General features: G+C 64.5%; 23 protein-coding genes. 8 read left to right on the top strand and 15 right to left on the bottom strand.

All coding sequences use genetic code 11. The features are described 5' to 3' along the window. Positions 1 to 3 precede the first annotated feature (3 nt). The gene (locus JF290_RS11165; protein WP_199024965.1) at positions 4 to 1,182 is read left to right on the top strand and encodes an ABC transporter permease; all 1,179 of its coding nucleotides are present in this window, start codon (positions 4 to 6) and stop codon (positions 1,180 to 1,182) included. 53 nt (positions 1,183 to 1,235) lie between these two features. Here the strand turns inward: JF290_RS11165 and JF290_RS11170 are convergent, their stop codons facing one another. The 7 genes from JF290_RS11170 to JF290_RS11200 all read right to left on the bottom strand — a co-directional run bounded on the left by JF290_RS11170 (position 1,236) and on the right by JF290_RS11200 (position 9,140). After that, entirely contained in the window at positions 1,236 to 2,570 is a 1,335-nt protein-coding gene (locus JF290_RS11170) for a lytic murein transglycosylase (RefSeq protein ID WP_199024966.1), read from the bottom strand. 150 nt (positions 2,571 to 2,720) lie between these two features. After that, positions 2,721 to 4,973, bottom strand: a complete 2,253-nt coding sequence (gene rnr, locus JF290_RS11175) for a ribonuclease R (RefSeq protein WP_199024967.1) — start codon at positions 4,971 to 4,973, stop codon at positions 2,721 to 2,723. Between the two features lie 12 nt (positions 4,974 to 4,985). Continuing rightward, positions 4,986 to 5,594: a TIGR04282 family arsenosugar biosynthesis glycosyltransferase gene (locus JF290_RS11180; RefSeq protein WP_199024968.1), complete on the bottom strand. Its 609-nt coding sequence runs from the start codon at positions 5,592 to 5,594 to the stop codon at positions 4,986 to 4,988. 8 nt (positions 5,595 to 5,602) lie between these two features. Then, on the bottom strand, positions 5,603 to 6,745 hold the full coding sequence (gene dapE / locus JF290_RS11185; protein WP_425503959.1) for a succinyl-diaminopimelate desuccinylase: 1,143 nt from the start codon (positions 6,743 to 6,745) through the stop codon (positions 5,603 to 5,605). A 63-nt stretch (positions 6,746 to 6,808) separates the two neighbouring features. Next, positions 6,809 to 7,168: a hypothetical protein gene (locus tag JF290_RS11190; RefSeq protein ID WP_199024969.1), complete on the bottom strand. Its 360-nt coding sequence runs from the start codon at positions 7,166 to 7,168 to the stop codon at positions 6,809 to 6,811. A 119-nt stretch (positions 7,169 to 7,287) separates the two neighbouring features. Further along, complete coding sequence (dapD, locus tag JF290_RS11195) at positions 7,288 to 8,115, bottom strand: 2,3,4,5-tetrahydropyridine-2,6-dicarboxylate N-succinyltransferase (RefSeq protein ID WP_199024970.1); 828 nt, start codon at positions 8,113 to 8,115, stop codon at positions 7,288 to 7,290. 98 nt (positions 8,116 to 8,213) lie between these two features. After that, positions 8,214 to 9,140 (bottom strand): threonine/serine dehydratase, encoded by a 927-nt coding sequence (locus JF290_RS11200; RefSeq protein WP_199024971.1) that lies wholly within the window; start codon positions 9,138 to 9,140, stop codon positions 8,214 to 8,216. A gap of 79 nt (positions 9,141 to 9,219) precedes the next feature. Here JF290_RS11200 and JF290_RS11205 point away from each other — a divergent pair, with 79 nt between their 5' ends. Then, a complete protein-coding gene (locus JF290_RS11205) occupies positions 9,220 to 10,062 on the top strand; it encodes an LOG family protein (RefSeq protein ID WP_199024972.1) in 843 nt (280 codons plus the stop codon). A gap of 3 nt (positions 10,063 to 10,065) precedes the next feature. On the opposite strand, the gene JF290_RS11210 is transcribed toward JF290_RS11205, so the two are convergent. Further along, positions 10,066 to 10,821, bottom strand: a complete 756-nt coding sequence (locus JF290_RS11210; RefSeq protein WP_199024973.1) for a DsbA family protein — start codon at positions 10,819 to 10,821, stop codon at positions 10,066 to 10,068. A gap of 296 nt (positions 10,822 to 11,117) precedes the next feature. Here JF290_RS11210 and JF290_RS11215 point away from each other — a divergent pair, with 296 nt between their 5' ends. Continuing rightward, complete coding sequence (locus JF290_RS11215; RefSeq protein WP_199024974.1) at positions 11,118 to 12,527, top strand: M10 family metallopeptidase C-terminal domain-containing protein; 1,410 nt, start codon at positions 11,118 to 11,120, stop codon at positions 12,525 to 12,527. A 2-nt stretch (positions 12,528 to 12,529) separates the two neighbouring features. Here JF290_RS11215 and rlmN read toward each other — a convergent pair whose 3' ends face one another. After that, the gene (gene rlmN / locus JF290_RS11220; RefSeq protein WP_199024975.1) at positions 12,530 to 13,705 is read right to left on the bottom strand and encodes a dual-specificity RNA methyltransferase RlmN; all 1,176 of its coding nucleotides are present in this window, start codon (positions 13,703 to 13,705) and stop codon (positions 12,530 to 12,532) included. 132 nt (positions 13,706 to 13,837) lie between these two features. Next, positions 13,838 to 14,368, bottom strand: coding sequence for an invasion associated locus B family protein (locus JF290_RS11225; protein ID WP_199024976.1), 531 nt, complete (start codon positions 14,366 to 14,368; stop codon positions 13,838 to 13,840). A 189-nt stretch (positions 14,369 to 14,557) separates the two neighbouring features. On the opposite strand from JF290_RS11225, the gene JF290_RS11230 reads away from it, so the two are divergent. Further along, positions 14,558 to 15,535 (top strand): asparaginase, encoded by a 978-nt coding sequence (locus tag JF290_RS11230; protein ID WP_199024977.1) that lies wholly within the window; start codon positions 14,558 to 14,560, stop codon positions 15,533 to 15,535. Positions 15,536 to 15,542: 7 nt separating this feature from the next. Here the strand turns inward: JF290_RS11230 and serB are convergent, their stop codons facing one another. Beyond that, entirely contained in the window at positions 15,543 to 16,418 is an 876-nt protein-coding gene (serB, locus tag JF290_RS11235; protein WP_199024978.1) for a phosphoserine phosphatase SerB, read from the bottom strand. Between the two features lie 156 nt (positions 16,419 to 16,574). Here serB and JF290_RS11240 point away from each other — a divergent pair, with 156 nt between their 5' ends. From JF290_RS11240 to JF290_RS11250, 3 genes are all read left to right on the top strand, one after another. Beyond that, a complete protein-coding gene (locus JF290_RS11240; protein ID WP_199024979.1) occupies positions 16,575 to 17,729 on the top strand; it encodes a phosphoserine transaminase in 1,155 nt (384 codons plus the stop codon). Positions 17,730 to 17,827: 98 nt separating this feature from the next. Continuing rightward, on the top strand, positions 17,828 to 19,423 hold the full coding sequence (gene serA, locus JF290_RS11245; protein ID WP_199024980.1) for a phosphoglycerate dehydrogenase: 1,596 nt from the start codon (positions 17,828 to 17,830) through the stop codon (positions 19,421 to 19,423). 109 nt (positions 19,424 to 19,532) lie between these two features. Beyond that, positions 19,533 to 20,264: a metallophosphoesterase gene (locus tag JF290_RS11250; protein ID WP_199024981.1), complete on the top strand. Its 732-nt coding sequence runs from the start codon at positions 19,533 to 19,535 to the stop codon at positions 20,262 to 20,264. A gap of 6 nt (positions 20,265 to 20,270) precedes the next feature. On the opposite strand, the gene JF290_RS11255 is transcribed toward JF290_RS11250, so the two are convergent. From JF290_RS11255 to JF290_RS11265, 3 genes are read right to left on the bottom strand one after another with little or no spacing between them, the layout of a single operon-like run. Beyond that, a complete protein-coding gene (locus JF290_RS11255) occupies positions 20,271 to 21,230 on the bottom strand; it encodes a PLP-dependent cysteine synthase family protein (RefSeq protein ID WP_199024982.1) in 960 nt (319 codons plus the stop codon). A gap of 5 nt (positions 21,231 to 21,235) precedes the next feature. Continuing rightward, positions 21,236 to 22,294 (bottom strand): L-threonine 3-dehydrogenase, encoded by a 1,059-nt coding sequence (gene tdh, locus JF290_RS11260; protein WP_199024983.1) that lies wholly within the window; start codon positions 22,292 to 22,294, stop codon positions 21,236 to 21,238. Beyond that, positions 22,291 to 23,478, bottom strand: coding sequence for a glycine C-acetyltransferase (locus JF290_RS11265; RefSeq protein ID WP_199024984.1), 1,188 nt, complete (start codon positions 23,476 to 23,478; stop codon positions 22,291 to 22,293). Before JF290_RS11265 ends, tdh begins: the two co-directional genes overlap by 4 nt. Positions 23,479 to 23,617: 139 nt before the next feature. Here JF290_RS11265 and JF290_RS11270 point away from each other — a divergent pair, with 139 nt between their 5' ends. Next, entirely contained in the window at positions 23,618 to 24,793 is a 1,176-nt protein-coding gene (locus JF290_RS11270) for an acetyl-CoA C-acyltransferase family protein (RefSeq protein ID WP_199024985.1), read from the top strand. A gap of 102 nt (positions 24,794 to 24,895) precedes the next feature. Here the strand turns inward: JF290_RS11270 and ubiB are convergent, their stop codons facing one another. After that, positions 24,896 to 26,428 carry a 2-polyprenylphenol 6-hydroxylase gene (gene ubiB, locus JF290_RS11275; protein WP_199024986.1) on the bottom strand — a complete coding sequence of 511 codons (1,533 nt, stop codon included), beginning with the start codon at positions 26,426 to 26,428 and terminating at the stop codon, positions 24,896 to 24,898.

Consider the following 26,428-nt stretch of genomic DNA (forward strand, 5'->3'; position numbering starts at 1 on the left):
GCCATGGTTGCACTCACACCGATCTCACGAACCCCGGTTTCGTTCTACGTTCCGGTCGTCGCCGCCGCCGGAGCCTTTGCCGGCCTGCTCGTAGGCACAGCGCAGGGCCAGTCGCTGCTCGGCCTGGTTGGGGGCGCGGTAGCCCTCGCGATCATCGCGTTGGTGATCACGCAGCTGATGGACAACGAAAAAGCGAGCCGTTGGGGCCTCACCCTGCTGATGCTGGTTGGGGGCTTCATGATCGGGGGCCTGCCCGGCGGCGTCATCGGCGGTCTCTTCGGCTGGTTCTTCGGCTGGTTCACCTTCTGGCTCTTCGAAGGCCGATACCGGGCGACGGTTCCTCCCTATCTGACGCCGGGGCAGGTGCTGTGGCACTATGGCTTCCGCGTGATCTGTGGCGCGATCTTCATCTTCCTGATCACGCCGATCCTCGTGGTGATGCCGCTCAGCTTCAATGCGGAAGACTTCTTCACCTTCACGCCCGAGATGCTGCGCTTTGATCCCGACGGGTATTCGCTCAAGCATTACAGGGATTTCTTCACCAGTTCCGACTGGCAGCAGGCCCTGCGCAACTCGATCCTGATCGCGCCGATGGCGACGCTCCTGTCGGTCAGCTTCGGAACGCTTGCCGCCATCGGTCTCAGCCAGCCGCATGTGCCTTTCCGGCGCGCGATCATGGCGATCCTGATCTCTCCGATGATCGTTCCGCTGATCATTTCGGCCGCCGGGATGTATTTTTTCTATTCGCGCATCGGGCTGCAAGGCACCTATCTCGGTGTGGTTCTGGCCCATGCCGCCCTGGGGATTCCCTTCGTCATCATCACCGTGACGGCCACGCTCGTCGGGTTCGACACCTCACTGACCCGCGCTGCCGCGAACATGGGTGCGAATCCGGTGACGACCTTCTTTCGCGTTCAGATGCCGCTGATCTTGCCGGGGGTGATTTCCGGCGGGCTCTTCGCCTTCATCACGTCGTTCGACGAGGTTGTCGTGGTGCTTTTCGTCGGCTCGGCCGGACAAAAGACGTTGCCGTGGCAGATGTTCACGGGGCTGCGCGAGCAGATCAGCCCGACGATCCTCGCGGTCGCGACGATCCTCGTGGTGATCTCGATCGCGCTTTTGACAGTGGTCGAACTTCTACGCCGTCGCTCCGAGCGGCTGCGTGGCATGAGCCCGGGCTAGGTCGTCACCCTCACCGCTCCAACAAATCGCGTCGGCGCCAGAGGCGCCGCGCGTCAGCGCAGGCGTTTCAGCAGATTGAGCGAGGCATACCCGTCCGGTGTCATGCCAGATGCAACCTGAAAGGAGCGCACGGCGCTGATGGTCAAGGGACCGATCCGCCCGTCCACACCCTGGGTGTCGAAACCGCGCGCGGTCAGTCGCTCCTGCATCTCCTTGCGCTCGCTCAGCGTCAGAGCACGATCCTCGCGCGGCCATTTCGCCTGGATCGCAGGGCCGCTCTTGATGCGATCGGAGAGGTGACCGACCCCGATCACATAGGCATCGGCTGCGTTGTAGCGTTCGATCACGGCGAAATTCTTGAAGATCATGAAGGCCGCGCCGTTGCCGCCTGCCGGCAGCAGGATCGACGCCGTCCCGAAATCGCGCACCGCACGCCCGTCGACTCCGACAACGCCCAGCCGCGCCCAGTCGGACGGCATCTTGCCGATCTTGCGATCCGCCAGCCGGTAGTCGAACCCGTCGGGCAGCCGCACTTCGACGCCCCAGGGCTGGCCCGAGATCCAGCCGAACTTCGCCAGATAGGCCGCGGTCGATGCCAACGCATCGGTCGGATCGTCCGACCAGATGTCGCGTTTTCCATCGCCGGTGAAATCGACCGCGTAATCGAGATAGGAGGTCGGGATGAACTGGGTATGTCCCATCGCCCCGGCCCAGCTCCCGGTCATGTTGCGCGGCGTCGTGTCACCGTTCTGCAGTATCTTCAGCGCGGCGACGAGCTGTTCCTCGAAAAAGGCACCGCGGCGGCCATCAAAGGCCAGCGTCGACAAAGCGCCAATGATGTCGGTCTTGCCGCGATAGGTGCCATAGGCGCTTTCCAGCCCCCAGACAGCAACGACGACCTCCTTTTCGACACCGTACCGGGCTTCGATCGCCTCGAGCGTTGCGCGATGGGTCGCCAACGCCGCCTGGCCGTTCGCGATACGGGTGTCCGACGCGGCGCTGTCGAGGTATTCCCAGATCGTCTTGGTGAATTCCGACTGGTTGCGGTCGCGCCGGATGATATCCGCATCATAGGTCACACCGTCGAAGGCTTGGTCGAGAACCCGGCGGTCGATGCCTTGCACGGCGGCCCGGTCCTTGAACGCGCGCACCCAGTTCTGGAATCGCTGGTTCTCTTCCGCGGTCTGCAAGGCTGTCTCGGTCGGTTGTTGTATCGCGGGCCTGGAGGCCGGGCGAAGGGAAGTGCTCAACTCGACGGCGGCGAGTTGGGTTGCGGCCATTTCGCCCGCAGGACGCGCCGTCGGGCGCGGCGACATCGTCACGACACCGGCCTGCACGCCGCCTGCGCATGCAAGGGCCAGAACCCCCGCGCATTTGATTATACGCATTCTAGAAGTCCCGTTATCTGCTCAAGCGCAATATAGCCGGAAACCCACCTTCAAGAAAGCGATCAATCGTGCGTCTGCGATCTTTCGCAGATTGCCCTTCCATCGTCTCGGTAGTGAACCATGGCTCGTGCCGATCCAAAATGGGCAGAGCTAGCGCCGTTTGCGCGCCACCTTCCGCTTGACCTTGTCGGCCTTCTTCTTGCCTCGCACCGCCTTGCGGCGCGGGCTTCGGCCCGCCGGGCTCTGGGCTTTGGGCATGGCATTGCCCTCGACATCCAGGAGTTCCAGTTCAAGCCCGCCCGTGACCGGCGTCGCCTGGGCCAGCCGCACGGTGACACGCTGCCCGATACCGATAGTGAAGCCTGTATCCGCGCCCATCAACGTGCCGGCATCACGATCGAAATGGAAGTACTCGCGTCCAAGCGAGCGGATCGGAATCAACCCGTCTGCGCCGGTTTCGTCCAATTTCACGAAAGCCCCAAACCGCGCGATCCCGCTGATACGCCCGGTAAACTCGTTGCCGACGCGCTCTGACAGGTAGGCTGCGAGATAACGGTCCGTGGTGTCACGCTCCGCCATCATCGAACGACGCTCGGTTTCCGAGATGTGCTCGGCCGTTCGCTCGAGTCGCTCCATGTCCTCGCCCGACAGGCCGTCCTTGCCCCAGCCATGCGCCGTGATCAGCCCCCGGTGCACGATCAGATCGGCATAGCGTCGGATCGGCGAGGTGAAATGCGCGTAATGCTGCAGCGCGAGGCCGAAATGGCCGAAATTCTGCGGCGAGTAATAGGCCTGCGTCATCGACCGCAGGGTCGACATGTTGATCAACTCGTCGTTCTCGCTGCCCTCGGCGGCGCGCAGAAGCTGGTTCAGATGCCGTGTCTGCAGAACTTGCCCCTTGGCCAGATTGTATCCGGCGGCCTGCGCCACCTCGCGCAACGAGTCGAGCTTCTCCGGCGCCGGTTCCTCGTGGACGCGGAACAGCAGCGGCGATCGCTTGGCGATCAGGGTTTCGGCCGCGGCGACATTGGCAAGGATCATGAATTCCTCGATCAGGCGATGGGCGTCCAGCCGCTCGCTGAAATTCACCGATTGAACGGTGCCGTCCTCGGCCAACACGATCTTGCGTTCCGGCAGGTCCAGATCGAGCGGCTGGCGTTCCTCGCGCGCCCGGGCGAGCGCATGATACGCGGCAAAAAGCGGCTTCAGAACCGGGTCGAGCAGCGGTGCGGTCCGGTCGTTCGACGTGCCGTCGATGGCCTCCTGCACCTCGCGGTAATTCAAAGAGGCGACCGAACGCATCAGCCCTCGCACGAACCGGTGGCCGATCTTGTTGCCCTCGGCATCGAGTTGCATCCTCACCGCAACGCAGGCGCGCGGCACGCCCTCGTGCAGCGAGCAGAGATCGCCCGACAGCCGGTCCGGCAGCATCGGCACCACGCGGTCAGGGAAATAGCTTGAATTGCCCCGATGGCGCGCCTCGCGATCAAGGGCCGAGCCCGGACGTACATAGGCGGCGACATCGGCAATGGCGACCCAGATCACGTGCCCCCCGGGGTTCTTCGGGTCATCGTCGGGCTGAGCGAGGCAGGCATCGTCGTGGTCGCGCGCGTCAGACGGGTCGATGGTCACAAGGGGCATGTCGCGCAGGTCCTCGCGCCCCTTCAATCCGACCGGCTTGCAGGCGTCGGCCTCGGCGATCACATCGTCGGGAAACTGGTCCGGGATCCCGTGCTGGTGGATCGCGATCAACGACACCGCCTTGGGGGCCGAGGGATCGCCCAGCCGCGAGGTGATGCGCGCCCGAGGCAAGCCCATGCGCGCTTTCGGGCCGGCTTGTTCGGCCTCGACCAGTTCGCCGTCCTTGGCGCCCAGACGGTTCGCCTCCGGAACCGTCCACTCGGTGCCCTGTGCCTTGTCGATCGGCACGATCCGCCCGCCTTCGGCGCCTTTGCGAAAGATGCCGAGGATGCGTTTGGGGTTGGTGCCGATGCGGCGGATCAGGCGGGCTTCATAATTGTGATCTTCCGCCGTGACGACGGTGAGCCGAGCCAGGATCCGATCGCCCTCGCCGAGGGCGGGGTCGCTGGCGCGCGGCACCACGAGGACGATCGGCTCGACCCCTTCGCCGTGCCATTCCAGCGGTCGCGCGAACAGATCGCCATCCGCATCCGGCGCCTTGACCTGCAGCACGCTGACCGGCGGCAGGCGATCCGGGTCCTTGTAGGACCGCTTGCGGCGTTCCAGATGGCCCTCGGCCTCGAGTTCGCGCAACACGCGTTTCAGGTCGATCCGGGCAGCGCCTTTGATACCAAAGGCCTTGGCGATATCACGTTTCGAACTAAGGGTCGGGTTGGCCGCGATCCAGTCGAGAATCTCGGCCTTCGTGGGAATGTGCACCATGTTTCGGCCCTATCACGGCGCAAGGTCTGCGTCATCGCCAAAAGCGAGCCGCGCCAGATCGGCGGCGGTATCGACATCCTGCAACCGGTCGATCACGCCAATGCGATGACCCGGCAGGCGGGCCGTGCTGTCGGCCAGCGCATGTTCGCTGGACCAGCGCACCCCGCGCAAGGCCTGCAGCGGCACGCGGCGCGGATGCTTCAGCCCTATCAGCCAGTATCCCCCGTCAAGGGCCGGCCCGAACACGGCATCATGCTCCCCCAACGCCGCGAAGGCCCGCGCGATGTGAGCGCGATCGATGCCGGGGATGTCAGCGCCGATGACACAGGAAGGACCGGGAGCGGCGGCGCGCAGGGCGCGCATCATCCGCTCTCCCAGGTCCCCCCGTCCCTGCGGACTCCGTGGCAGGTCGGAGGGCCAATTCCGACCTTCGACAGCGTCGCGATCGGGCGTGACGGCCAAAACAAGTCGCCAGCGCGGGTCACGCAGACGCCGCAGCAGCGATACGCTCTGGTGGCGAAACCACCAAGCCGCCCCAGTCATGCCGACATCGCGGCCGAGCCGGGTTTTCACGCGCCCGGCGCGCGGCGTCTTGACCATGACGATCACGGTGCGCCGCATGGCGGATGTCAGTCGAAATAGTCTTGCAGGACGCGCAGATAGACCTGCTTCAGCTGCTCGATCTGGGCGATTTCGACCCGCTCGTCGACCTGGTGCATGGTTTTGCCGACGAGTCCGAATTCCACCACCGGGCAATGGTCCTTGACGAAGCGCGCATCCGATGTGCCGCCGGTCGTGGACAGGATCGGGCGCATCCCGGTTTCGGCCTCGACGGCGCCCGCGACGAGGCTCGATAGCGGCCCCGGCGGGGTCAGGAAGCTTTCGCCTGACACCTTGACCCGCATGGCGATCTGTACGCCGAAGGTCTCGGCCACCGCATCCGCCTCGGCACGCAGCCAGTCGGTCACGGATGCGCCGCTGTGGCTGTCGTTGAAGCGGATGTTGACCGTGGCGCGGCTTTGCGCCGGGATCACGTTGGTGGCGGGGTTGCCGGTGTCGATCGTGACGACGGCGAGGGTCGAGGCATCGAAATGCTCGGTCCCCGTGTCGAGTTCATGCGACGCCAACCGATCCATCAGCCGGGCCATCGCGGGCAGCGGATTGTTGGCGCGGTGCGGATAGGCCGAATGGCCCTGCTCGCCCGTGACCGTGAACCAGGCGTTCAGCGACCCGCGTCGCCCGATCTTGATCATCTCCCCCATGCGGTCCGGGCAGGTCGGCTCTCCGACCAGGCAAACCGACATGAATTCGCCTTCGCGCTCCATATGATCGAGCAACGCGCGGGTGCCGTCCAGCGCATCGCCCTCCTCGTCGCCTGTGATTGCAAGGATGATGGCGCCGTCGGGCGGAGTATCGCGCACGAAGTCCATGGCGGCGGTGGCGAAGGCCGCGACGCCCGATTTCATGTCGGTCGCACCGCGCCCGTACAGGAACCCGTCCCGCTGCTCTGCCGCGAAGGGCGGCATCGTCCAGGCCGCCTCGTCCCCCACCGGCACCACATCCGTGTGCCCGTTGAACCCGAAGCTGCGCGCATGGCCCTTCTGCCCCCAGCGCGCGAACAGGTTCGACACGCCGCCCCTGTCGGCCCGGACGCATTCAAAACCCGCTGCGCTAAGCTCCTCCGCCAAGAGCGTGAGTGCGCCGCCTTCCTCGGGTGTGACCGAAGGGCAGCGGATCAGGCGGGCGGTCAGGTCAACGGCATCAACGGCCATGGTCATGTCCTTTCTATCGCGCATCGGCGGCATCCGTCAGATGCGCCGGACGTTTCTGAGCAGTCAGTCCCGGGGCAGGCGCGCGTCCTTTGACGGGTCATCGAAGAACGGTGTCATCTGCGCCACGATCACGGCGTTTTCCTGCAAGGCACGCTGCATCAGCGCGCGCTCCTCGGCATCGACCTCGTGGCCTTGCGCCTCCCGGTCCTCGAGCGTGCCATAGCCGGTCACGTCGAGCGGCGCGGTATCGGCCTGCTTGAGAACGGCAACGGTTTCGCGCACCGCCTCCGCCTCGTCGACGCCGCTTGCAAAGCAGACAAGCGCCGCGCCGGTGGCGCCGGCGGGCAGGCCATCGCCCTCCTTGCGGCCGATCTGGACCAACAGGGTAAAGACCCGCTGTTTGCTCTTGCGTGCGTCGCTCATGTGTCCGGCATTACGTCAACGCAGCCAAAGTGCAACCGGATTTGCGCGACCCCGCCACATTTCGCGCGCTTGCGAGGTAGCTGTGTGTGCGGCTCACCATGATCCGCTCCCATCACACCTCAGTCGCGCAGCAGTTCATTGATGCCCGTCTTGGAGCGGGTCTTGGCGTCCACGCGTTTCACGATCACCGCGCAATAGAGGTTGATGCCATTCTTGCTGGGCATCGTCCCGGCCACGACGACCGAGTAGGGCGGCACTTCGCCATAGGATACGTCGCCTGTCTCGCGATCCACGATCTTGGTGGATTGGCCGATGAAGACACCCATACCCAGCACCGAGCCTTCGCGCACGATACAGCCCTCGACCACCTCGGACCGCGCGCCGATGAAGCAATTGTCCTCGATGATCGTCGGGCCGGCCTGCATCGGTTCGAGCACGCCGCCGATGCCAACACCACCCGAAAGATGCACGTTCTTGCCGATCTGCGCGCAGCTGCCGACGGTCGCCCAGGTGTCGACCATCGTGCCCTCGTCCACATAGGCCCCGAGGTTGACGAAGGACGGCATCAGGACCACACCCGGCGCGATGAAGGCCGACCGGCGCACGACGCAGTTGGGAACGGCGCGGAACCCGGCCTTTTTCCAGTCCTTCTTCTTCCACCCGGCGAACTTGCTGTCGACCTTGTCCCACCAGCCACCATCCTGCGGCCCGCCGGACTGTTTTTCCATGTCTTTGATGCGAAAGCCCAGCAGCACGGCCTTCTTGGCCCACTGGTTTACATGCCAGCTGTTGTCGGCCTGCTTTTCAGCGACCCTCAGCTTGCCGCTGTCCAGAGCCTCGAGCGTCGCCTCGATGGCATCGCGCGTTTCCCCCTTGGTTTTGGGGGTGATCGTGTCTCGCGTGTCCCAGGCGGCTTCGATTGCGGCTTCAAGCTGGGTGTTCGACATTTGGGCGTCCTTTGATCGGGTTCCGGAAAGTGCGCCGCAGCTATAGAGCGGAACAGACGGTTCGGCAATCCGCGACGGCAGCGCGGATCGGCGTGATATCAGCCACCGCGAAACGGGTCGGGCGCGACGTTACCGCCACAGACCAGAACGGCCACCCGCTCATCCGGTGCCGGGACGTAGGCCCCGGACATCAGCGCCGCGAGGGCGGTCGCACCCGCAGGTTCGACCAGTTGACGAAGCATGCGCCACAGCGCCACCTGGGCGGCGGTGATCGCGGTGTCAGACACGAGGATCGATTGCACGTCCCATCGCACGGCCTGCTCGAAACAGATCCTGCCGATCCGCCGCGCTCCGAGCGCATTTGCGGCCACGCCAGAGACCTCGACATCGACCGGCACACCGGCGGCGCGCGCCGCGTGCAGCGCGCACGAGGTTTCGGGCTCGACCGCAACAACCTTGCGCGCGCCGGCCAGCCAGGCCAACGACCCGGCGATCAGCCCTCCGCCGCCGACCGCGATCAGCACCGTATCGGCCTGCAGCCCCTGCTCCTCCCATTCGCGCAGGCAGGTGCCCTGACCTGCGACGGTCGGATCGGCATCATAGGCGTGGATCTGCATCGCGCCGGTCTCGACCTCGAAGGCCTGGGCCTGCTGCATCGCGTTGGCATATTCGCCCGGCACCACGGTCAGATCGGCCCCGGTGTCGCGGATCAGGGCGATCTTGGAGGGCCCCGCCATTTCGGGCACGAAAACATGCACCTTGTGACCCATTTCTCGCGCTGCATAGGCCACTGCCGCACCGTGATTTCCACCGCTGGCGGCGACCAGGCCCGCCTCGGGAACCGGGCGCGAGATCAGCGTGTTGAACGCGCCGCGCGCCTTGAAGCTGCCGGTATGCTGCATCTGTTCGAGCTTGAGCTCGACCTCTCCCGGCAGGTTTGGTCCCGTGATGCGGATCACCGGGGTGCGCAACATATGAGGCGCAATCCGCGCCGCGGCGGCATCGATCTCGGTTTTCCAGTCCATCCATGCGGTCCCGTCACTGGTCTTGTCGCGGCGAACCCTATAGGGCTGGAACCGACACGCAAGCAGGGAACGTACTGCAATGAAAGAAGATCGCCTCAGCCCGTTCCGGGATGCCCACCTCGATCGCACAACTGCCGCGCATGTGCCCGACACGCCGCAGACCCGCGCGCCGGCCTATCGGCTGGCCTTCGCCGACAACGACTTTTTGTGCCGGGATGAGTTGCGTCCGGTGCGGCTGCAGCTCGAACTTCTGAAGCCCCAGATGTTCCTCGACGAACGCGGCATCGAGAGCACCGTCGTCCTGTTCGGCGGTGCGCGCATCCCCGATCCCGAACACAAGGACACGGCGCGCACCAAGACGCTTGCAGAGTTGTCGCATTTCTATGACGTCGCCCGCGATTTCGCCCATCAGATCACGTTGCGGTCCGTGCAAAGCGGCTGCAAGGAGAACGTCATCGTCACCGGCGGCGGGCCCGGCGTGATGGAAGCGGGAAACCGGGGCGCGCACGACGCGGGCGGGATCTCCATCGGTCTGAATATCGTGTTGCCGCACGAACAGGCGCCGAACGGCTACGTGACGCCGGAACTCAGCTTCAACTTTCACTATTTCGCCATTCGCAAGATGCATTTCCTGATGCGTGCCCGGGCGATCTGCATTTTTCCCGGCGGGTTCGGCACGCTTGACGAAATGTTCGAATCGCTGACCCTGATCCAGACCGGCCGGATGGAGCGGGTGCCCTTCCTGCTGTTCGGACGTGCCTTCTGGGAGCGGGTCATCAATTGGGACGCTCTGGCCGACGCCGGTACGATTTCACCGTCCGACCTGGACTTGTTCCGCTTCGTCGACACCGCCGAAGACGCCGTGCAGATCATCGAGAACTGGGAGCCGGCGCCACCGCGCGACAGCATCCCCGACCGCTGAGCGTCAGCCGGCAAAACACGGCCCGGGCGGCATCGCAGCCTCGAGCGCTATGAGCCGCCGCAGGTCGCGTTCCTCGATCGTGCCGACGACAAGCGTGCGACCGACCACCAGGGACGGCGTGCCGACGATCCCGAACACGTCGGCCAGCGCCCGGCTGCGTTCGATCCGCGCAGCAACTTCCTCCGAGGCGGCGTCTTCGACAAATTGCGACGGTTCCAACCCGAAACTTTCCGCCAGCGTGCCCAGCTGCGCCTCCCCCGGTCGCAACGTGCTGCGCATCAGGTGCCGGTGCAAAGGCAGGTAGGCATCCTGCCGTTCGGCGGCCAGCGCCGCCCGCGCTGCATCCTCGGACCGCGGACCCAGCAGCGGAAGATCTTGCCATCTCACGGCGATCGGTTCGCCCGCCTCCTGCAGCGCGATCACCGTCTCGCTGAGGGTCGGACAATAGGGGCAGTTGTAATCGGTGAAGACGGCCACGGGGACGATCCCCGGCGCAGGTGCACCACCATCGTGCCAGAGTGAATCGCAGGGTGAGGACGCGATAGCGCGGCGGAGCGCGTTCTGCTCCGCTGACAGGGTATCGATGCCGACCAGCGCAATCGGGAGCGACGAGACCGATCCGCCGGACAAACGTCGAAAGCCCGCGAGACCCGGGATCGTTTCGAATTCAAACTCGGGTTCACCGAGCCGGCGCGCGCGCGGCAGGGCGACCACGACAGCGGCGAGTCCCGCCAGGATGAGCACGTCCCGTCGCTTCATCGCACAATCTGTTTCAGAACACGAAACCTCATTTCAGCCGCAATCCCGCTTTCTTTCCGCCACTGGCGCACTCTGCCTGAAAACCAGTTTCGCATCGCGCCGACCGAAAAGCACCAGCGATTCAAGAGGTCGGGCGAAACCGGTTACCATTCTTCCGCAATCCATATCAAATTGCGCTGTTCCGGCCCTCCCCTCGGCCATGACTCACCGCTGTCAAATCGCCCCATCGGCACCCAAACCGGGCCGCATTGCACCGGCATGGTGCCTCCTCGAAAGCCACATGGGGAGCACAGCCAATGAGTACCGATGTCGAAGACTACACCGGCATTCTTGCCTATCTCGGGCAGAACCCATTGCGTTGGAATGGCGCGACCGACGTCGGGACGCAGGTGGTCATCACCTACAGTTTCACCGAGACCGCCGACCTGCCGACCTACACGCAATACAACACTTCGTCCTACTGGTCCTATTCGGCGACGCAACGCGCCCTGTTCCAGGAGGTGATCGCCAAGTTCGAAGCCGTCAGCGGTGTCAGATTCATCGAAAAGACCGGCACGGCCATGATCAACATCTATGGTTCGTCCGGGGCGAGCGCCGGTGGATGGGCGAACTACTCCTATTCCGAAGGCCTGTCGGGCCGCTCCGGCGAGGGCGTTCTGGTCAACAATTACGGCTACATGGGCGAAGGGGAGTACGGCTACTTCGTGAACCTGCATGAACTGGGCCACGCGCTGGGTCTGAAACATCCGCATGACGGCGAGATCACGCTGGACCAAGACCACGACCATCAGGACAATAGCGTGATGACCTACAACATCCGCTCGCCCTATGCGACCGAACTCGGCACCTTCGACGTCCAGGCGCTGCAACATCTTTACGGCGACTCGGAGAGTTTCGAAGGCTGGTCGGTGCATCTGAACCGGAAGAACATGGTTGTGATCCGCGCGACCGACGCCGCTGAAACGCTGATCGCGACCTCAAGCGCCACGCGCCTGATCGCGGACGCGGGCGATGACACGCTTTTGGGTATGCAGGGCGACGACACGCTGCAGGGCGGCCGTGGCAACGACACGCTGCAGGGCGGCCGCGGCAACGATCTGTTGAAGGGCGGCGGCGGAGTGGATTCGCTCGATGGCATGTCCGGCGACGATACACTGCAGGCCGGCGGTGGCGCCGACACTCTGATCGGCGGCGACGGCAACGACTGGTTGGGCGGCGGCAAGGGGCATGACACCCTCATCGGCGGGCGGGACAGCGGCGACAATCCCTATGCCAGCGGCTCGGACGACGACAGCCTGTTCGGCGAAAACGGCAACGATCAACTCTTCGGCGGCGCCGGCAACGACCTGTTGGATGGCGGCAGAGGGCGGGACCAACTGCATGGCGGACATGGTCAGGACACGCTGGTCGGCGGAGATGGAAAAGATGTTCTGACGGGTGGAAAGGACTCCGACGTCCTGAGCGGAGGCAGCGGCGCGGACATCTTCGTGTTCACTGATGCCGATGCCTATTCGACCGACCGGATCACGGACTTCACCACCGGCGAAGACCGGATCGACCTGTCGCACTTTGCCGACATGACCATCAGGTCGCTGACGGTCACGCAGCAGGACGGCGATACCTCGATCCGCTACAGTTCATGGTTCGACGTCGAGTTGACCGGGTTCACCGGGCTGTTGACGGAGTCGGATTTCATCTTCGCCTGAGCCTACAGGCCCGCTTCGGACTCGATCTGGCGGCGCGACTTGCGCGCCCGCTCTGTCGCGGATTTCAACTGCCCGCAGGCCGCCATGATGTCCTCGCCGCGCGGGGTGCGGATCGGGCTGGCATAACCCGCCTTGTAGATGATGTCGGCAAAGGCGCGAATGCGGTTGTTGGACGAACGCGTATAGGGCGCACCGGGCCATTCGTTGAACGGGATCAGGTTGATCTTGGCCGGGATGCCGTCGATCAGGTCGATCAGGCGCCTTGCGTCTTCGTCTGTATCGTTCACGCCCTTCAACATCACGTATTCGAAGGTGATCCGCTCGGAATTGCTGACCTTGGGGTAGCTGCGCAGTGCCTCCAACAGTTCAGCGATATTCCAGCGCTTGTTGATCGGCACCAGCTGGTTGCGCACTTCGTCCGTGGTGGCGTGAAAGGACACGGCCAACTGGCAGCCGATTTCTTCGGCGGTGCGGGCGATCTCGGGCACAACGCCGGAGGTCGACAGCGTGATCCGCCGGCGGCTGAGCTGGATGCCCTCGGGGTCCATCGCGATCTTCATCGCGTCGCGTACGTTCTCGAAATTGTAGAGCGGCTCGCCCATGCCCATCAGCACGATGTTGGACAACAGGCGGGTTTCGTCCTTGGGCGCGCCCGGTGTCGGCCATTCGCCCAAGTCGTCCCGCGCCATCATCACCTGGCCGATGATCTCGCCCGCAGTGAGGTTGCGCACCAGCTTTTGTGTACCGGTGTGACAGAAAGAACAGGTGAGCGTGCATCCCACCTGGCTGGAAATACAAAGCGTGCCGCGATCCTCTTCCGGGATGTAAACCACCTCGACCTCGTGCCCGCCCGCGATCCGAACGAGGTACTTGCGTGTGCCGTCCGCGCTGAGCTGCTTGCTGACCACTTCGGGGATCTCGATCACGAAGCGTTCCGCCAGTTGCGCGCGATAGCTCTTGGCCAGATTGGTCATCTGGTCGAAATCGCGCACGCCCCACTGATAGATCCAGGTCCAGATCTGACCGACCCGCATCCGCGCCTGCTTTTCCGGCGTGCCGGATTCGATCAGCAGGTCGCGCATCGCATCCCGGGTCAAACCAACAAGGTTGGTGGGCCCGTCCGGAAGCTTGCGCGGAAGGGTCATCACGTCTTGGGTGATCGGCGCGGTCGCAGACATCGGATTTCCTTCGGGTTGCGGATACAGACCGCCCGTATATAGGGTTTCGGCCCGGTTTCAAAACACTCCGCATCACCATTTCAAGGGATCGCACGCCGCAATGCCGCTGTCAGAGGCCAGGCTTAGCCCGTGTCAACTCTCGCAGCGTTTCTCGGCATCCTCGACGGCAGCGGTGAAACCGAGCAGTGAGAACGTATCCTTGGTTTGGGTGCCACGCGAGGAGCGCGCGGTTATCGTCGCCTCGGCACCGCGCTTCATGGCGGTGATGATCTTGGCGTCGTCGGCTGCGGTCGCCGGCCATGCCCATTCGCCCTCGGCGAAAAGCTCGAACTCGTTGCCTGAGATGTTCAGGTTGACAGTCGAGCCATCCGCGAAGGGATAGCCGCCAGTGAAGGTCACCTGCCCCTTGACCCCTGCGCCCGGACGATAGAACACGAACAGCAGGATATCACCGCGCCGCACGGCGACGACACGCCCGTCACGAGTGTTCACGGTCTCCTTCGGGGCCGAAACGCTCCAGCACTCCTTGGGATCGGATTCGACGAAAACGCTCCAATCGGTTTTCGCGGCGACGCGGTTGTTGCTCTGCTCCTGAGCCATCGACGCGCTGGCCAACCCGGCCAGACACAGACCCGCAATCGAGCGGGCAAGTTTCAATCGCATTTGTGCAGCCTCCAGACTGATCCTGACCTCAAGTATATGGGCGGGCGCATGCGGTTCTTGGCAAACCGTCTGGACGCGCGCCTGCCGCTTGCCGACATACACACACTAACGTAGATTGCACCACGAACGAAAGAGCGATTGGCGGGATTTCGCCAAGTTGTGAGGCCCGAATTGACCCAGCCAGTTCCGATGACCGAGCTTTGGCGCGGAAGCCTTCTGGAAAGCCGCCATACGGGACACGCCGTGATCTGCGACGACACCGGACAGATCGTCCGCGCCTGGGGCGATCCCGAAGCTGTCATCTATCCACGATCTTCGTGCAAGATGATCCAGGCCTTGCCACTTGTGACCTCGGGCGCGGCCGACAAGTACGGGCTGGACACCGAACATCTCGCGCTGGCCTGCGCATCGCACAACGGCGCTGCGATTCATACCGATAGGGTGCGCGCCTGGATCGACCAACTGGGTCTGGTGGATCAAGACTTTCGCTGCGGGCCACAGATACCCGACGACCGCGACGCGATGTACGGGCTTATCCGGACCCACGAACAGCCCTGCCAGTTCCACAACAACTGTTCCGGCAAGCATAGCGGGTTCCTGACGCTGGCCGCGCATATGGGCGCGGGGCCGGACTATGTCGAGATCGACCACCCGGTGCAGCAGGCTGCGCTGGCCGCCTTCGAAGAGACGACCGGCGAGACCAGCCCGACCTATGGTATCGACGGCTGCTCGGCGCCGAACTTCGCGACCACGCTGCATGGCCTTGCCCGGGCCATGGCCTGGTTCGCCAGCGCAGCGGACCGGTCCGACCGGCAGAGCATCGCGGCGGAAAGACTTGCGCGCGCGATGATGCTGCATCCCGAACTGGTCGCCGGTGAAGGCCGGGCTTGTACCGAGCTGATGCGCGCAATGGATGGGCGCGCGGCGATCAAGACCGGAGCCGAAGGCGTCTTTATCGCCATCATCCCCGAGAAACGCCTCGGGGTTGCTGTGAAGATTGCTGACGGTACGACGCGGGCGGCGGAATGCGCCATATCCGCGATCCTGGTGGGCCTTGGCGTCTTGGAGGCGGACCATCCGGCAACCCGCCGCTTCATGAACGCGCCCATTCTGAACCGCCGCGGCATCGACACCGGCATCATCAAGCCGGCCGAGCAACTGGTTTGAAACGTCTTCAGGCGGCGAATTCAGACAGCGCATAGCCTTGCAGGAACAGCAGCGCCGTCAGATCGCCGTGGTTTATCCGAACCTCGCACTGTTCGGCGACCGAGGGCTTGGCATGCAGCGCCACGCCGGTGCCGGCCCGCTGCAACATGCCGAGATCGTTCGCCCCGTCCCCGACCGCGATCACGTCGGCTTCGGAAATACCGAGCCGTGCGGTGATCTGTTCCAAAGCCTCGACCTTGGCCGCGCGCCCCAGGATCGGGCGCGCCACCTCGCCGGTCAGCCGCCCGTCCTTCACAATGAGAGTATTGGCGCGGTTTTCATCAAAGCCCAACTGGGTCGCCACCGATGCGGTAAAGGCCGTGAACCCACCCGACACCAGTGCCGCATGGCCTCCATGCGCCTTCATCGTCGCAACCAGCGCCTGCCCGCCGGGCATGGACGAGATCCGCTCGGCCAGAACGCGTTCGATCACTGTGGCGTCGAGTCCGGACAAGAGGCTCACGCGCTCGACAAGGGCGCCCTCGAAATCGAGTTCCCCATTCATGGCGCGGGCAGTGATCTCCTTGACCCGCTCGCCTACACCGGCCACGTCCGCCAGTTCGTCGATGCATTCCTGCCGGATCATCGTGCTGTCCATATCCGCCAGCAACATCTTCTTGCGCCGGTCCTTTGCCGGCTGCACCACCAGGTCGACCGCAAGCGCCTGGAGCTCGCTCCAGACGTCCCACTGGTTCGACGGGCGTGATTGCATTTCGAATTCCGCCGCCACGTCCGGCGACAGCCATGTCGCCGCGCCGCCGCCCCAGGCATTGCGCAACGACTCGACCAACGCCGGCTGAAGGTTGGCTCTTGCGGGATCGGTCAACAGGGTCACGACGAACATGGGCAGTTTCCGATAGGCGACACGGATGTCGCAATTGCAGGCTCAAGCGGCGCTATAGCGACGTTTTTGAGCTTGTGAAACCCCGGGCGCCGCCGTATCTCCGGCAGCGGGACACCCCTCCCCAACGAGGGGCGCATATCTGAAAGGGTAGCATTGATGGCTATTGCTCAACCGGTTGCGCGGCCGGTAAACCCGCGCTTTTCTTCCGGCCCCTGTGCCAAACCCCCTGTCTTCGATCTGAACCGGCTGTCCGACGCCCCGCTCGGGCGCTCGCACCGCGCCGCGATCGGCAAGGCCAAGCTGCTCTCGGCGATCGAGCAGACCCGCGAAATCCTCGGTGTGCCCGCGGATTACAAGATCGGCATCGTTCCGGCTTCCGACACCGGCGCCTTCGAAATGGCGATGTGGAACCTCCTGGGCGTGAGACCGGTCGAGATGCTCGCCTGGGAAAGCTTCGGTGCGGGCTGGGTCACGGACGCGGTCAAGCAGCTCAAACTGGACGCCGAGGTCAAGACCGCCGAGTATGGCGAGATCGTCGATCTGGCCGGCGTCGATTTCGACAAGGACGTCTGTTTCACTTGGAATGGCACAACCTCGGGCGTACGGGTTCCAAATGGCGACGCGATCCCTGCTGACCGCGCCGGGCTGACGCTCTGCGATGCGACCAGCGCCGCCTTCGCGATGGACCTGCCCTGGGACAAGCTGGATGTGACCACTTTCAGCTGGCAGAAGGTGCTGGGCGGCGAGGCCGCGCATGGGATGCTGATCCTAAGCCCCCGCGCGGTGGAACGGCTGGAAAGCTACGCCCCCGCCTGGCCCCTGCCGAAGATCTTCCGCCTGACCAAGGGCGGCAAGCTGATCGACGGCATCTTCAAGGGCGAGACCATCAACACGCCTTCGATGCTCTGCGTCGAGGATTACCTGCTCGCGCTCGACTGGGCGCGTTCGGTCGGAGGATTGCGGGGCATGATCGCCCGGGCCGATGCGAACACCGCCGCGGTCAGCGATTTCGTCGCCGCGCATGACTGGATCGACTTTCTCGCTACCGATCCGGCGACCCGGTCCAACACGTCGGTGTGCCTGAAGTTCACAGATGCGCGCATCGATGATGGCGCGGCCTTTGCCAAGGCGGTCGCCAAGCGGCTGGAAACCGAAGGCATCGCGTTCGATATCGGCGCCTATCGCGACGCGCCTCCGGGCCTGCGCATCTGGTGCGGCAGCACGGTGGAAACCAGCGATATCGAGGCGATGCTGCCCTGGCTCGACTGGGCGTTCAACGCCGAAATCGAAGCCCTGTCGCAGGTTGCCTGATCGCTTGGGTGGGGCCCCGACCCCACCGCCTTTCCCATGACATGCAGGACGGGAGACCTCTCCCGCCCGTTCCCGATACTTCGAAAAGGACCGCCAAAATGGCCCCCAAAGTTCTCGTTTCCGACAAGCTGTCTCCCACCGCCGTGCAGATCTTCCGTGATCGCGGCATCGACGTCGATTTCCAGCCCGACCTGGGCAAGGACAAGGACAAGCTGGCAGACGTGATCGGCCAGTATGATGGCCTCGCGATCCGCAGCGCCACGAAGGTGACAGAGACCATTCTGCGCCACGCCGACAAGCTGAAGGTGATCGGTCGTGCCGGGATCGGCACCGACAATGTCGACAAGGAAGCCGCCTCCAAAAAAGGCGTGATCGTGATGAACACGCCCTTCGGCAACATGATCACCACCGCCGAGCATGCCATCGCGCTGATGTTCGCCGTTGCGCGCCAGATCCCCGAAGCCAGCGCCAGCACCCATGCCGGCAAATGGGAGAAGTCCAAGTTCATGGGCGTCGAACTGACCGGCAAGACGCTGGGCGTCATCGGTGCGGGCAATATCGGCGGCATCGTCTGCGACCGGGGGCGCGGCCTCAGGATGAAGGTGATCGCCTATGATCCGTTTCTGAGCGAGGAGAAAGCGCAGAAGATGGGTGTCGAGAAGGTCGAGCTCGAAACCCTTTTGGCGCGTGCCGACTTCATCACGCTGCATGTGCCGCTGACCGACCAGACCCGCAATATCCTGTCCGCCGAGAACCTCGCCAAGACCAGGAAGGGCGTGCGCATCATCAACTGCGCCCGCGGTGGCCTTGTCGACGAAGAGGCGCTGGCCGACCTGCTGAAATCCGGCCACGTCGCGGGGGCGGCCTTCGACGTGTTCTCCAAGGAGCCGGCGACCGAGAACCCGCTCTTCGGCCTGCCCAACGTGGTTTGCACCCCGCACCTGGGCGCGGCCACCACCGAGGCGCAGGAGAACGTGGCCCTTCAGGTGGCCGAGCAGATGTCGGACTACCTGCTGACCGGCGCGGTGACGAACGCGCTCAACATGCCGTCCGTCACCGCCGAGGAAGCCAAGGTCATGGGACCCTGGGTCAAACTGGCCGGGCATCTGGGCGCCTTCATCGGCCAGATGACGGACGAACCGATCAAGGCGATCAACATTTTGTATGACGGAACCGTGGCCGAGATGAACCTCGAGGCGCTGAACTGCGCCACCGTCGCGGGGATCATGAAAAAGGCGAACCCCGACGTGAACCTGGTCAGCGCGCCTGTGATCGCCAAAGAGCGCGGCATCAAGATCAGCACCACCAACCAGGACAAGTCCGGCGCCTTCGACGGGTACATCAAGGTGACGGTCAAGACCTCCGAACGAGAGCGTTCGATCGCCGGTACGGTGTTCTCGGACGGCAAGCCGCGCTTCATCCAGATCAAGGGCATCAACATCGATGCCGAGATCGGCGCGCACATGCTCTATACGACCAACGAGGACGTGCCCGGCATCATCGGCGCACTCGGCCAGACAATGGGCGAGAACGGCGTGAACATAGCCAACTTCACCCTTGGACGGTCAGACAAGGGCGGCGAGGCGATTGCGCTGCTGTATGTCGACGAGGAAGTCCCCGCCCCGGTGCGCGAAAAGCTGTCGGCAACCGGCTTGTTCCGCCAGATCAAGCCGCTCGTCTTCGACGTGGCATGACGCACCTCGCTGTGTTGTGGTTTTGGACAGGGGCCGCTTTCGCGGCCCCTGTCATTTCCGCTCGGGTTCTGTCAGATCGTGGACACGGATCAGACCTGCAGGAGGCGACATGACCGGCACGCCAATCTACGCCATCGGCGACATCCACGGCCAGTTCGACCAGATGAACCGGGCGCTCGACCTGATTGCGCGGGATGGCGGAGCGGAGGCCGAGATCGTTTTTCTCGGCGACCTGGTCGATCGCGGCCCCGACTCGCGCGCGGTGATCGATTCGCTGATCCGGGGACAGGAGACCGGGCGAAACTGGCATGTCTTGAAGGGCAACCATGACCGCATGTTCGCGAGGTTCCTGCGCGATGCCACGGTCGACGACGAACGCATTTCGTCGGCGCTGACCTGGTTGCACCCGAGGCTTGGGGGAGACGCAACGCTCGCGTCCTATGGCGTCGAGGTGGCGGAGACCGACCAGCCTGCCGATCTGCACAGGCAGGCCCGCGATTCCATACCGCAGGTGCACCTGACCTTTCTGACCAGAATGCCGCTCTACCTTGAGCGGGGCGAATTGCTTTTCGTCCACGCGGGAATCGTGCCAGGCGTCGCACTTGCCGAACAGTCCGAAGATGACCTGTTGTGGATCCGCAAGCCGTTCCTGGAATTCACCGGCCGACATCCCTGGCTGGTCGTGCATGGACATACCGCGCTCGAGATGCCGCATCATTTCGGCAATCGCGTCGATCTGGATGGCGGCGCGGGGCACGGGCGCCAGCTGCATCCCGCCGTGTTCGAAGGGCGCGACTGCTGGCTGTTGACCGAAGGTGGCCGGATCAGATTGGCGCCGTAAGCCGCCTCATGCGTCCCAGAGATCGGTCGAGAGGTACTTCAGACCGCTGTCGCAGATGATGACCCCGATCCGCCCGCCCTTTTCCGGACCGGCCAAAAGGTCGAGCGCAGCGGCGACATTCGCTCCGGCCGAGAAACCCCCGAAGATGCCTTCTTCGCGCGCGAGCGCCCGTGCCGTGTCGCGCGCCTGCTGCCCCGAAACCTCGAGAAAACCGTCGACCGAAGCGCCTTGCAGCAGCGCGAGGTCTGCCATCGCATAGCCGCCTCCCTGGATCGGATGACCGGGATGCGCCGGCGTCCGCCCGGCCAGCACCGCGGCGCCCTCGGGCTCCACCACGTAGCCCCGGACGTCGCCGCGCTGTTCCTTGAGCGCACGGATCACGCCGGCATAGGTGCCGCCGGAACCGGCGAAATCCACGAAAGCCGTGAGCGTGCCGTCGCTGTCAGCCCAGAGCTCCGGCCCGGTGGTGGCGAAATGGGCACCAGCATTTCCGGCATGGGCGAACTGGTCGGCTCGAAAGGCGCCGCGCTCGACGGTGATCCGGCGCGCCTCGGTCTCGACCAGGGCCAGGTCCGCGCCGGACACCTCGCCCACGACGCCATCCTCGGCCTGCGCGACGAGAACGACCTCGGCCCCCAGCGCGCGCATCATTTGCGCTCGTTCGGGAGAGTTGCCCCGGCTCATCACTGCGACGAACGGATGACCAAGTGCACCGCAGACAATGGCCAGCCCGGTTCCCATGTTGCCGCTGGTCAGTTCGACCACCGTCTGGCCCGGGGCGAGCGACCCGTCCGCCCGGGCCGCCTCGATGATGCCCCGCGCCGCGCGGTCCTTCTTTGATGATCCGGGATTGAGATAGTCGAGCTTGGCGAGGATGCGCCCGTCGAGCCCGCGCGCCGCGACCATCCGATCGAGCCAGACCGCCGGGGTCCTCCCGATCGCTTCGACGATGGAGGTGAACGCCACTGCGCCTACGTCCCTCTACTGGCCTGACCGGTCCAGTCCAATACGACCTTGCCGCTCTGGCCGGATTTCATCGCCGCGAACCCTGCCTCGAAATCATCGACGCCGAACCGGTGGGTGATCACCGCGCTCACGTCGAGCCCATTTTGTAGCATGGCGATCATCTTGTACCAGGTTTCGAATATCTCGCGCCCGTAAACACCCTTGATGGTGATCGCCTTGAACACGATCCGGCTCCAGTCCACCGGGCTTTTGCCCGGCGGTATGCCGAGCATCGCAATCCGCCCGCCCATCGTCATCGCCTCGACCATCTGGTCGAGCGCTCGTTGGTTGCCGGACATCTCGAGCCCCACGTCAAAGCCCTGCTTCATCTTCAGCCGCGCGATCACCGGGGCCAGTTCTTCCTCGGCCACGTTCACCGCCACCACGTCGGCCACCTTGGTGGCGAGGTCCAGCCGCGCAGGGTTCACGTCGGTGATCACCACGTGGCGCGCGCCCACGTGCCGCGCCACGGCCGCCGCCATGATTCCGATCGGCCCCGCCCCGGTGATCAGCACGTCCTCACCCACCAGGTCGAAACTCAGCGCCGTGTGCACCGCGTTGCCCAGAGGGTCGAGAATCGCACCGATGTCATCGCTGATCTCGTCCGGCAGAGGCACGACGTTGAAGGCCGGCAAGCGCAGGTATTCGGCAAAGGCTCCCTGCTCGTTCACACCGATCCCACGCGTCGCGGGGTCAAGGTGGAACTTGCCCGCGCGCGACTGGCGCGAGGTCTTTCCGATCAGGTGGCCCTCGCCACTGCAGCGCTGACCTATTTCCAGCCCCTCGACATCGCGGCCGATCTCGACGATCTCGCCGGCGAACTCGTGCCCGGTGATCAGCGGAACCGGCACCGTGGCCTGCGCCCAGTCGTCCCAATTCCAAATGTGGATGTCTGTGCCGCAAATGCCAGTCTTCTTGATCCGGATCAGGACATCATCGGGACCGATTTCGGGTACCGGCGCGGTCTGCATCCACAGGCCTTCGCGCGGCTCGGCCTTCACCAGGGCCTTCATCTCGTTCGTCATGCCAGAATCCCCACTGCCTTGCCCGCGCGCTCGAACGCTCCCAGCGCGCTGTCGAGGTCCTCGCGTGAGAGCGCGGCGCTCATCTGCGTTCTGATCCGGGCCTGTCCGCGCGGCACCACAGGAAAGAAGAAGCCCGAGACATAGACGCCTTCGTCGAACAGCCGCGCCGCCATCTCCTGCGCCAGCTTTGCCTCGCCCAACATGACCGGGATGATCGGATGTTCCCCGGGCAGCAGGTCAAAGCCAAGCCGCTCCAGCCCCTGTCGCCAATATGCCGCGTTCTCGACCAAGCGCGCGCGCAGGTCATCGCCAGCCTCGGTCAGCCGGATCGCCTCGATACCTGCGGCGGCGATTGCGGGCGGCAACGAGTTCGAAAAGAGATAGGGCCGCGCCTTCTGCCGCAGCAGGTCGATGACGGGTTGCGGCCCGGCGATGTAACCGCCGATCGCCCCTCCCAATGCCTTGCCGAGCGTGCCGCTCAGGATATCGGCACGCACGCCGAAATGCGCCGGCGTCCCCGCGCCCTTGGGCCCCATGAACCCGGTGGCGTGACAGTCATCGACCATCAGAACCGCTTCGTACCTATCCGCAAGCGCCCGAATCTCGGGCAGCTTGGCCAAGTAGCCATCCATGCTGAACACGCCATCGGTAGCGATCATGACATGACGGGTGCCATCCGCACGGGCGGTCTTGAGCTGTGTCTCCAGATCCTCCATGTCGGAATTCGCATAGCGATACCGCCGCGCCTTGCAGAGGCGGATTCCGTCGATGATCGAGGCATGGTTCAGCGCATCCGAAACCACCGCATCCTCGGGGCCGAGCAGAGGTTCGAACAGGCCGCCATTGGCATCGAAACAGGCCGCGAACAGGATCGAGTCGTCCATGTCGAGGAACGCCGCCAGCCTCTGTTCCAGTTCGCGGTGAAGATCCTGCGTGCCGCAGATGAAGCGGACGCTCGCCATCCCGAAACCGTGCGTCTCCATCGCCGTTTTCGCAGCCGAGACGAGATCCGGGTGATCGGCGAGACCCAGGTAGTTGTTGGCGCAGAGGTTGATCACCTCACGGTCGCCGACCGTGATCCGGCCGGATTGGGGCGACAGGATGAGCCGCTCGCGCTTGGTCATGCCCTCCTCCTCGATCCGGGCCAGCGCACTGCTCATGTCGGTCAGAAATTTCGTGCTCATGTCGGACTCCTTGCCACACTAGACTAGGGCGTGAAAACCCTGCGATAAACGGCGGCGAAATGACAGGGCAATCCGCCCGTCACGCCACACCGGACTTACGACGGGAAGTTGGCAACCATCTGATCAGGAGACCGCATTCATGACCGACATCGTCATTCTCGACGGCGCCCGCACCGCCATCGGCACATTCGGGGGCGCGTTGGCCAGCACCGCCCCGATCGATCTGGCCACCGTCGCGAGCGAGGCGGCGATGGAACGCGCGGGCGTCGAAGGCGGGCAGATCGGCAATGTCGTCTTTGGCCACGTCATCAACACCGAGCCGCGTGACATGTACCTGAGCCGGGTCGCGGCCATGCAGGCCGGCATCCCCGAAGGCACGCCGGCGATGAACGTGAACCGGCTGTGCGGATCGGGCGCGCAGGCCATCGTGTCGGCGGTGCAGTCACTGATGCTGGGCGATGCCGAGTTCGCGTTGGCCGGTGGCGCGGAGAGCATGTCGCGCAGCCCCTTCATCGTGCCGCAGCAGCGCTGGGGCGCCAAGATGGGCGACATCACGACGCTCGACATGATGCTGGGGGCGCTCAACTGCCCGTTCGGCACCGGGCATATGGGCGTCACGGCGGAAAACGTGGCCAGCGAACACCAGGTGACCCGCGAGGAGCAGGACGCCTTCGCCCTGACCAGCCAAGAGCGCGCCGCCGCCGCCATTGAAGAGGGGCGGTTCGACAGCCAGATCGTCCCTGTGCAGGTCAAGGTGCGCCGCGACATGGTCGATTTCAAGGTCGACGAGCACCCCAAGGCGACCACGATGGAGGCGCTGGCCGGGTTGCGCACAGTGTTCAAGAAGGACGGCAGCGTCACCGCCGGCAACGCCAGTGGCATCAATGACGGTGCGGCCGCGGTCGTTCTGGCCACCGCCTCGGCGGCGGAGAAGGCCGGATTGAAACCCAGGGCACGGGTTCTGGGCTATGCCCATGCCGGGGTGCGCCCCGAGGTGATGGGGATCGGCCCGGTGCCGGCCGTTCGCAACCTGCTGGACCGCACCGGCCTGTCATTGGCGGATTTCGACGTCATCGAAAGCAACGAAGCCTTCGCCGCCCAGGCGCTGGCGGTGAACAAGGAACTGGGGCTGGACGCGGCGAAGGTGAACCCCAATGGCGGTGCCATCGCGCTGGGTCACCCGGTCGGTGCCACCGGCGCGATCATCACCGTGAAAGCGCTCTATGAACTGGAGCGTATCGGCGGCAGCAAGGCGCTGATCACGATGTGCATCGGCGGCGGGCAGGGAATCGCGCTGGCCATCGAGCGGCTCTGATCCCGAAAATCCGAGACGGGGCTGAATGCCCCCTCTCGGACCAAGCCCAATTCACCCCTTTGGGTGTTTCTCAACGGAACGACGCCCGAGCCGTGCGCGGCGTCAGAGAAGAGCCTCGATCCCCAAAGTGAGGATGGTTGCGATGACTGCACCCGCCGCGCCCGCAGCCAGCAAAGCCCCGAGGCCCTTGCGGCGTGGTGGGTCCTGTTCGCTCGCCTGCCGGATCAGCGCCGCCTCGACCAAGGCCGGCAGGCGCGGGCCGAATCTCGCAAGCACCTGCGCCGTCCTGGCAAGGTCAAACACAACGGCACGAGGACCGATCGATTTCTTGATGTAGTCCTCGACCACGGGACGCGCGACTTCCCAGATGTTCATCCGGGGATCGAGCGACCGCGCAACGCCTTCGACCACGACCATGGTGCGTTGCAGCAGGATCAACTCGGTCCGCGTTTCCATCCCGAAGCGTTCCGTCACCTCGAAGAGATAGCTCAGCAGGCGACCCATCGAGATCTGGGTCGCATCCATGCCGAAGATCGGCTCGCCCACCGCACGCAGGGCGCGGGCGAACTCGTCGACATCCTTGTCGGCGGGCACGTAACCGGCTTCGAAATGCACTTCGGCGACGCGCTTGTAATCCTTGCGGATGAAACCGAAGAGGATCTCGGCATAGACGCGTCGGGTGTATTCGTCGATATGGCCCATGATCCCGAAATCATAGGCGATGATATCCCCGTTCGGCGCGACCTTGAGATTGCCCTGGTGCATGTCGGCGTGGAAGTAGCCGTCGCGCAAGGCGTGCAGGAGAAACAGTTTCAGCACCCGTTCGCTGAGCGCGCGGCGGTCGTGACCCGCCGCGTCGATCGCGGCATTGTCCCCAAGCGGCACTCCATCCGCCCAGCCCAGGGTCATGACCCGGCGCGCGGACAGGCTCCAGACGATCGGCGGCAGCTGGAACCCGGCATCGCCCTTGGTGTTGGCCGCGAATTCCGAGGCGGCCGAACTTTCCAGCCGCAGATCGAGTTCACCGCGCACGACGCCGTCGAAATGCTCGATCACCTCCATCGGCCGCAAGCGCCGCGCGCCGGGCGCGAATATGTCGACGATGCGGGCGGCGAGATAGAAGGCATCCACATCCTTTCGGAAGGCGCGCTCGATTCCCGGTCGCAGCACCTTGACGGCGACCTGTTCCCCCGTGCTCGCCAGAGTTGCCTTGTGAACCTGCGCGATCGACGCCGCGGCGATCGGGGCGCTGAACTCGGAGAACATGTCGTCGACCGGCTGCCCGAGCTCCTTGGCGACCTCGCGCTTGGCGACTTCAACCGGGAACGGCGGCAGCTTGTCCTGCAGGACCCTGAGCTGGTCGGCCAGTTCCTGACCGACCACGTCCGGCCGGGTCGACAGGACCTGACCGAACTTGATGTAGGCGGGTCCGAGGGCCGTCAGAGCGCGAGTCGCCGGCGGCATCGACGGGTCGCCGTTGTATCCCAACCACATGAACGGCTTGCCAAGTGCATGCGCCACGAAGCGCAAAGGCTTGGGGGCTTCGAATGCGTCGAGCACCACGTTCATGGCACCGGTCCGCTCGAGCGTCGCGCCTGTCCGGATCAGGCGGATGATATTGTGCGGTCCGCGCAT

Source organism: Sedimentitalea arenosa, assembly GCF_016428585.1.
GTDB classification, from domain to species: Bacteria; Pseudomonadota; Alphaproteobacteria; order Rhodobacterales; family Rhodobacteraceae; genus Sedimentitalea; species Sedimentitalea arenosa.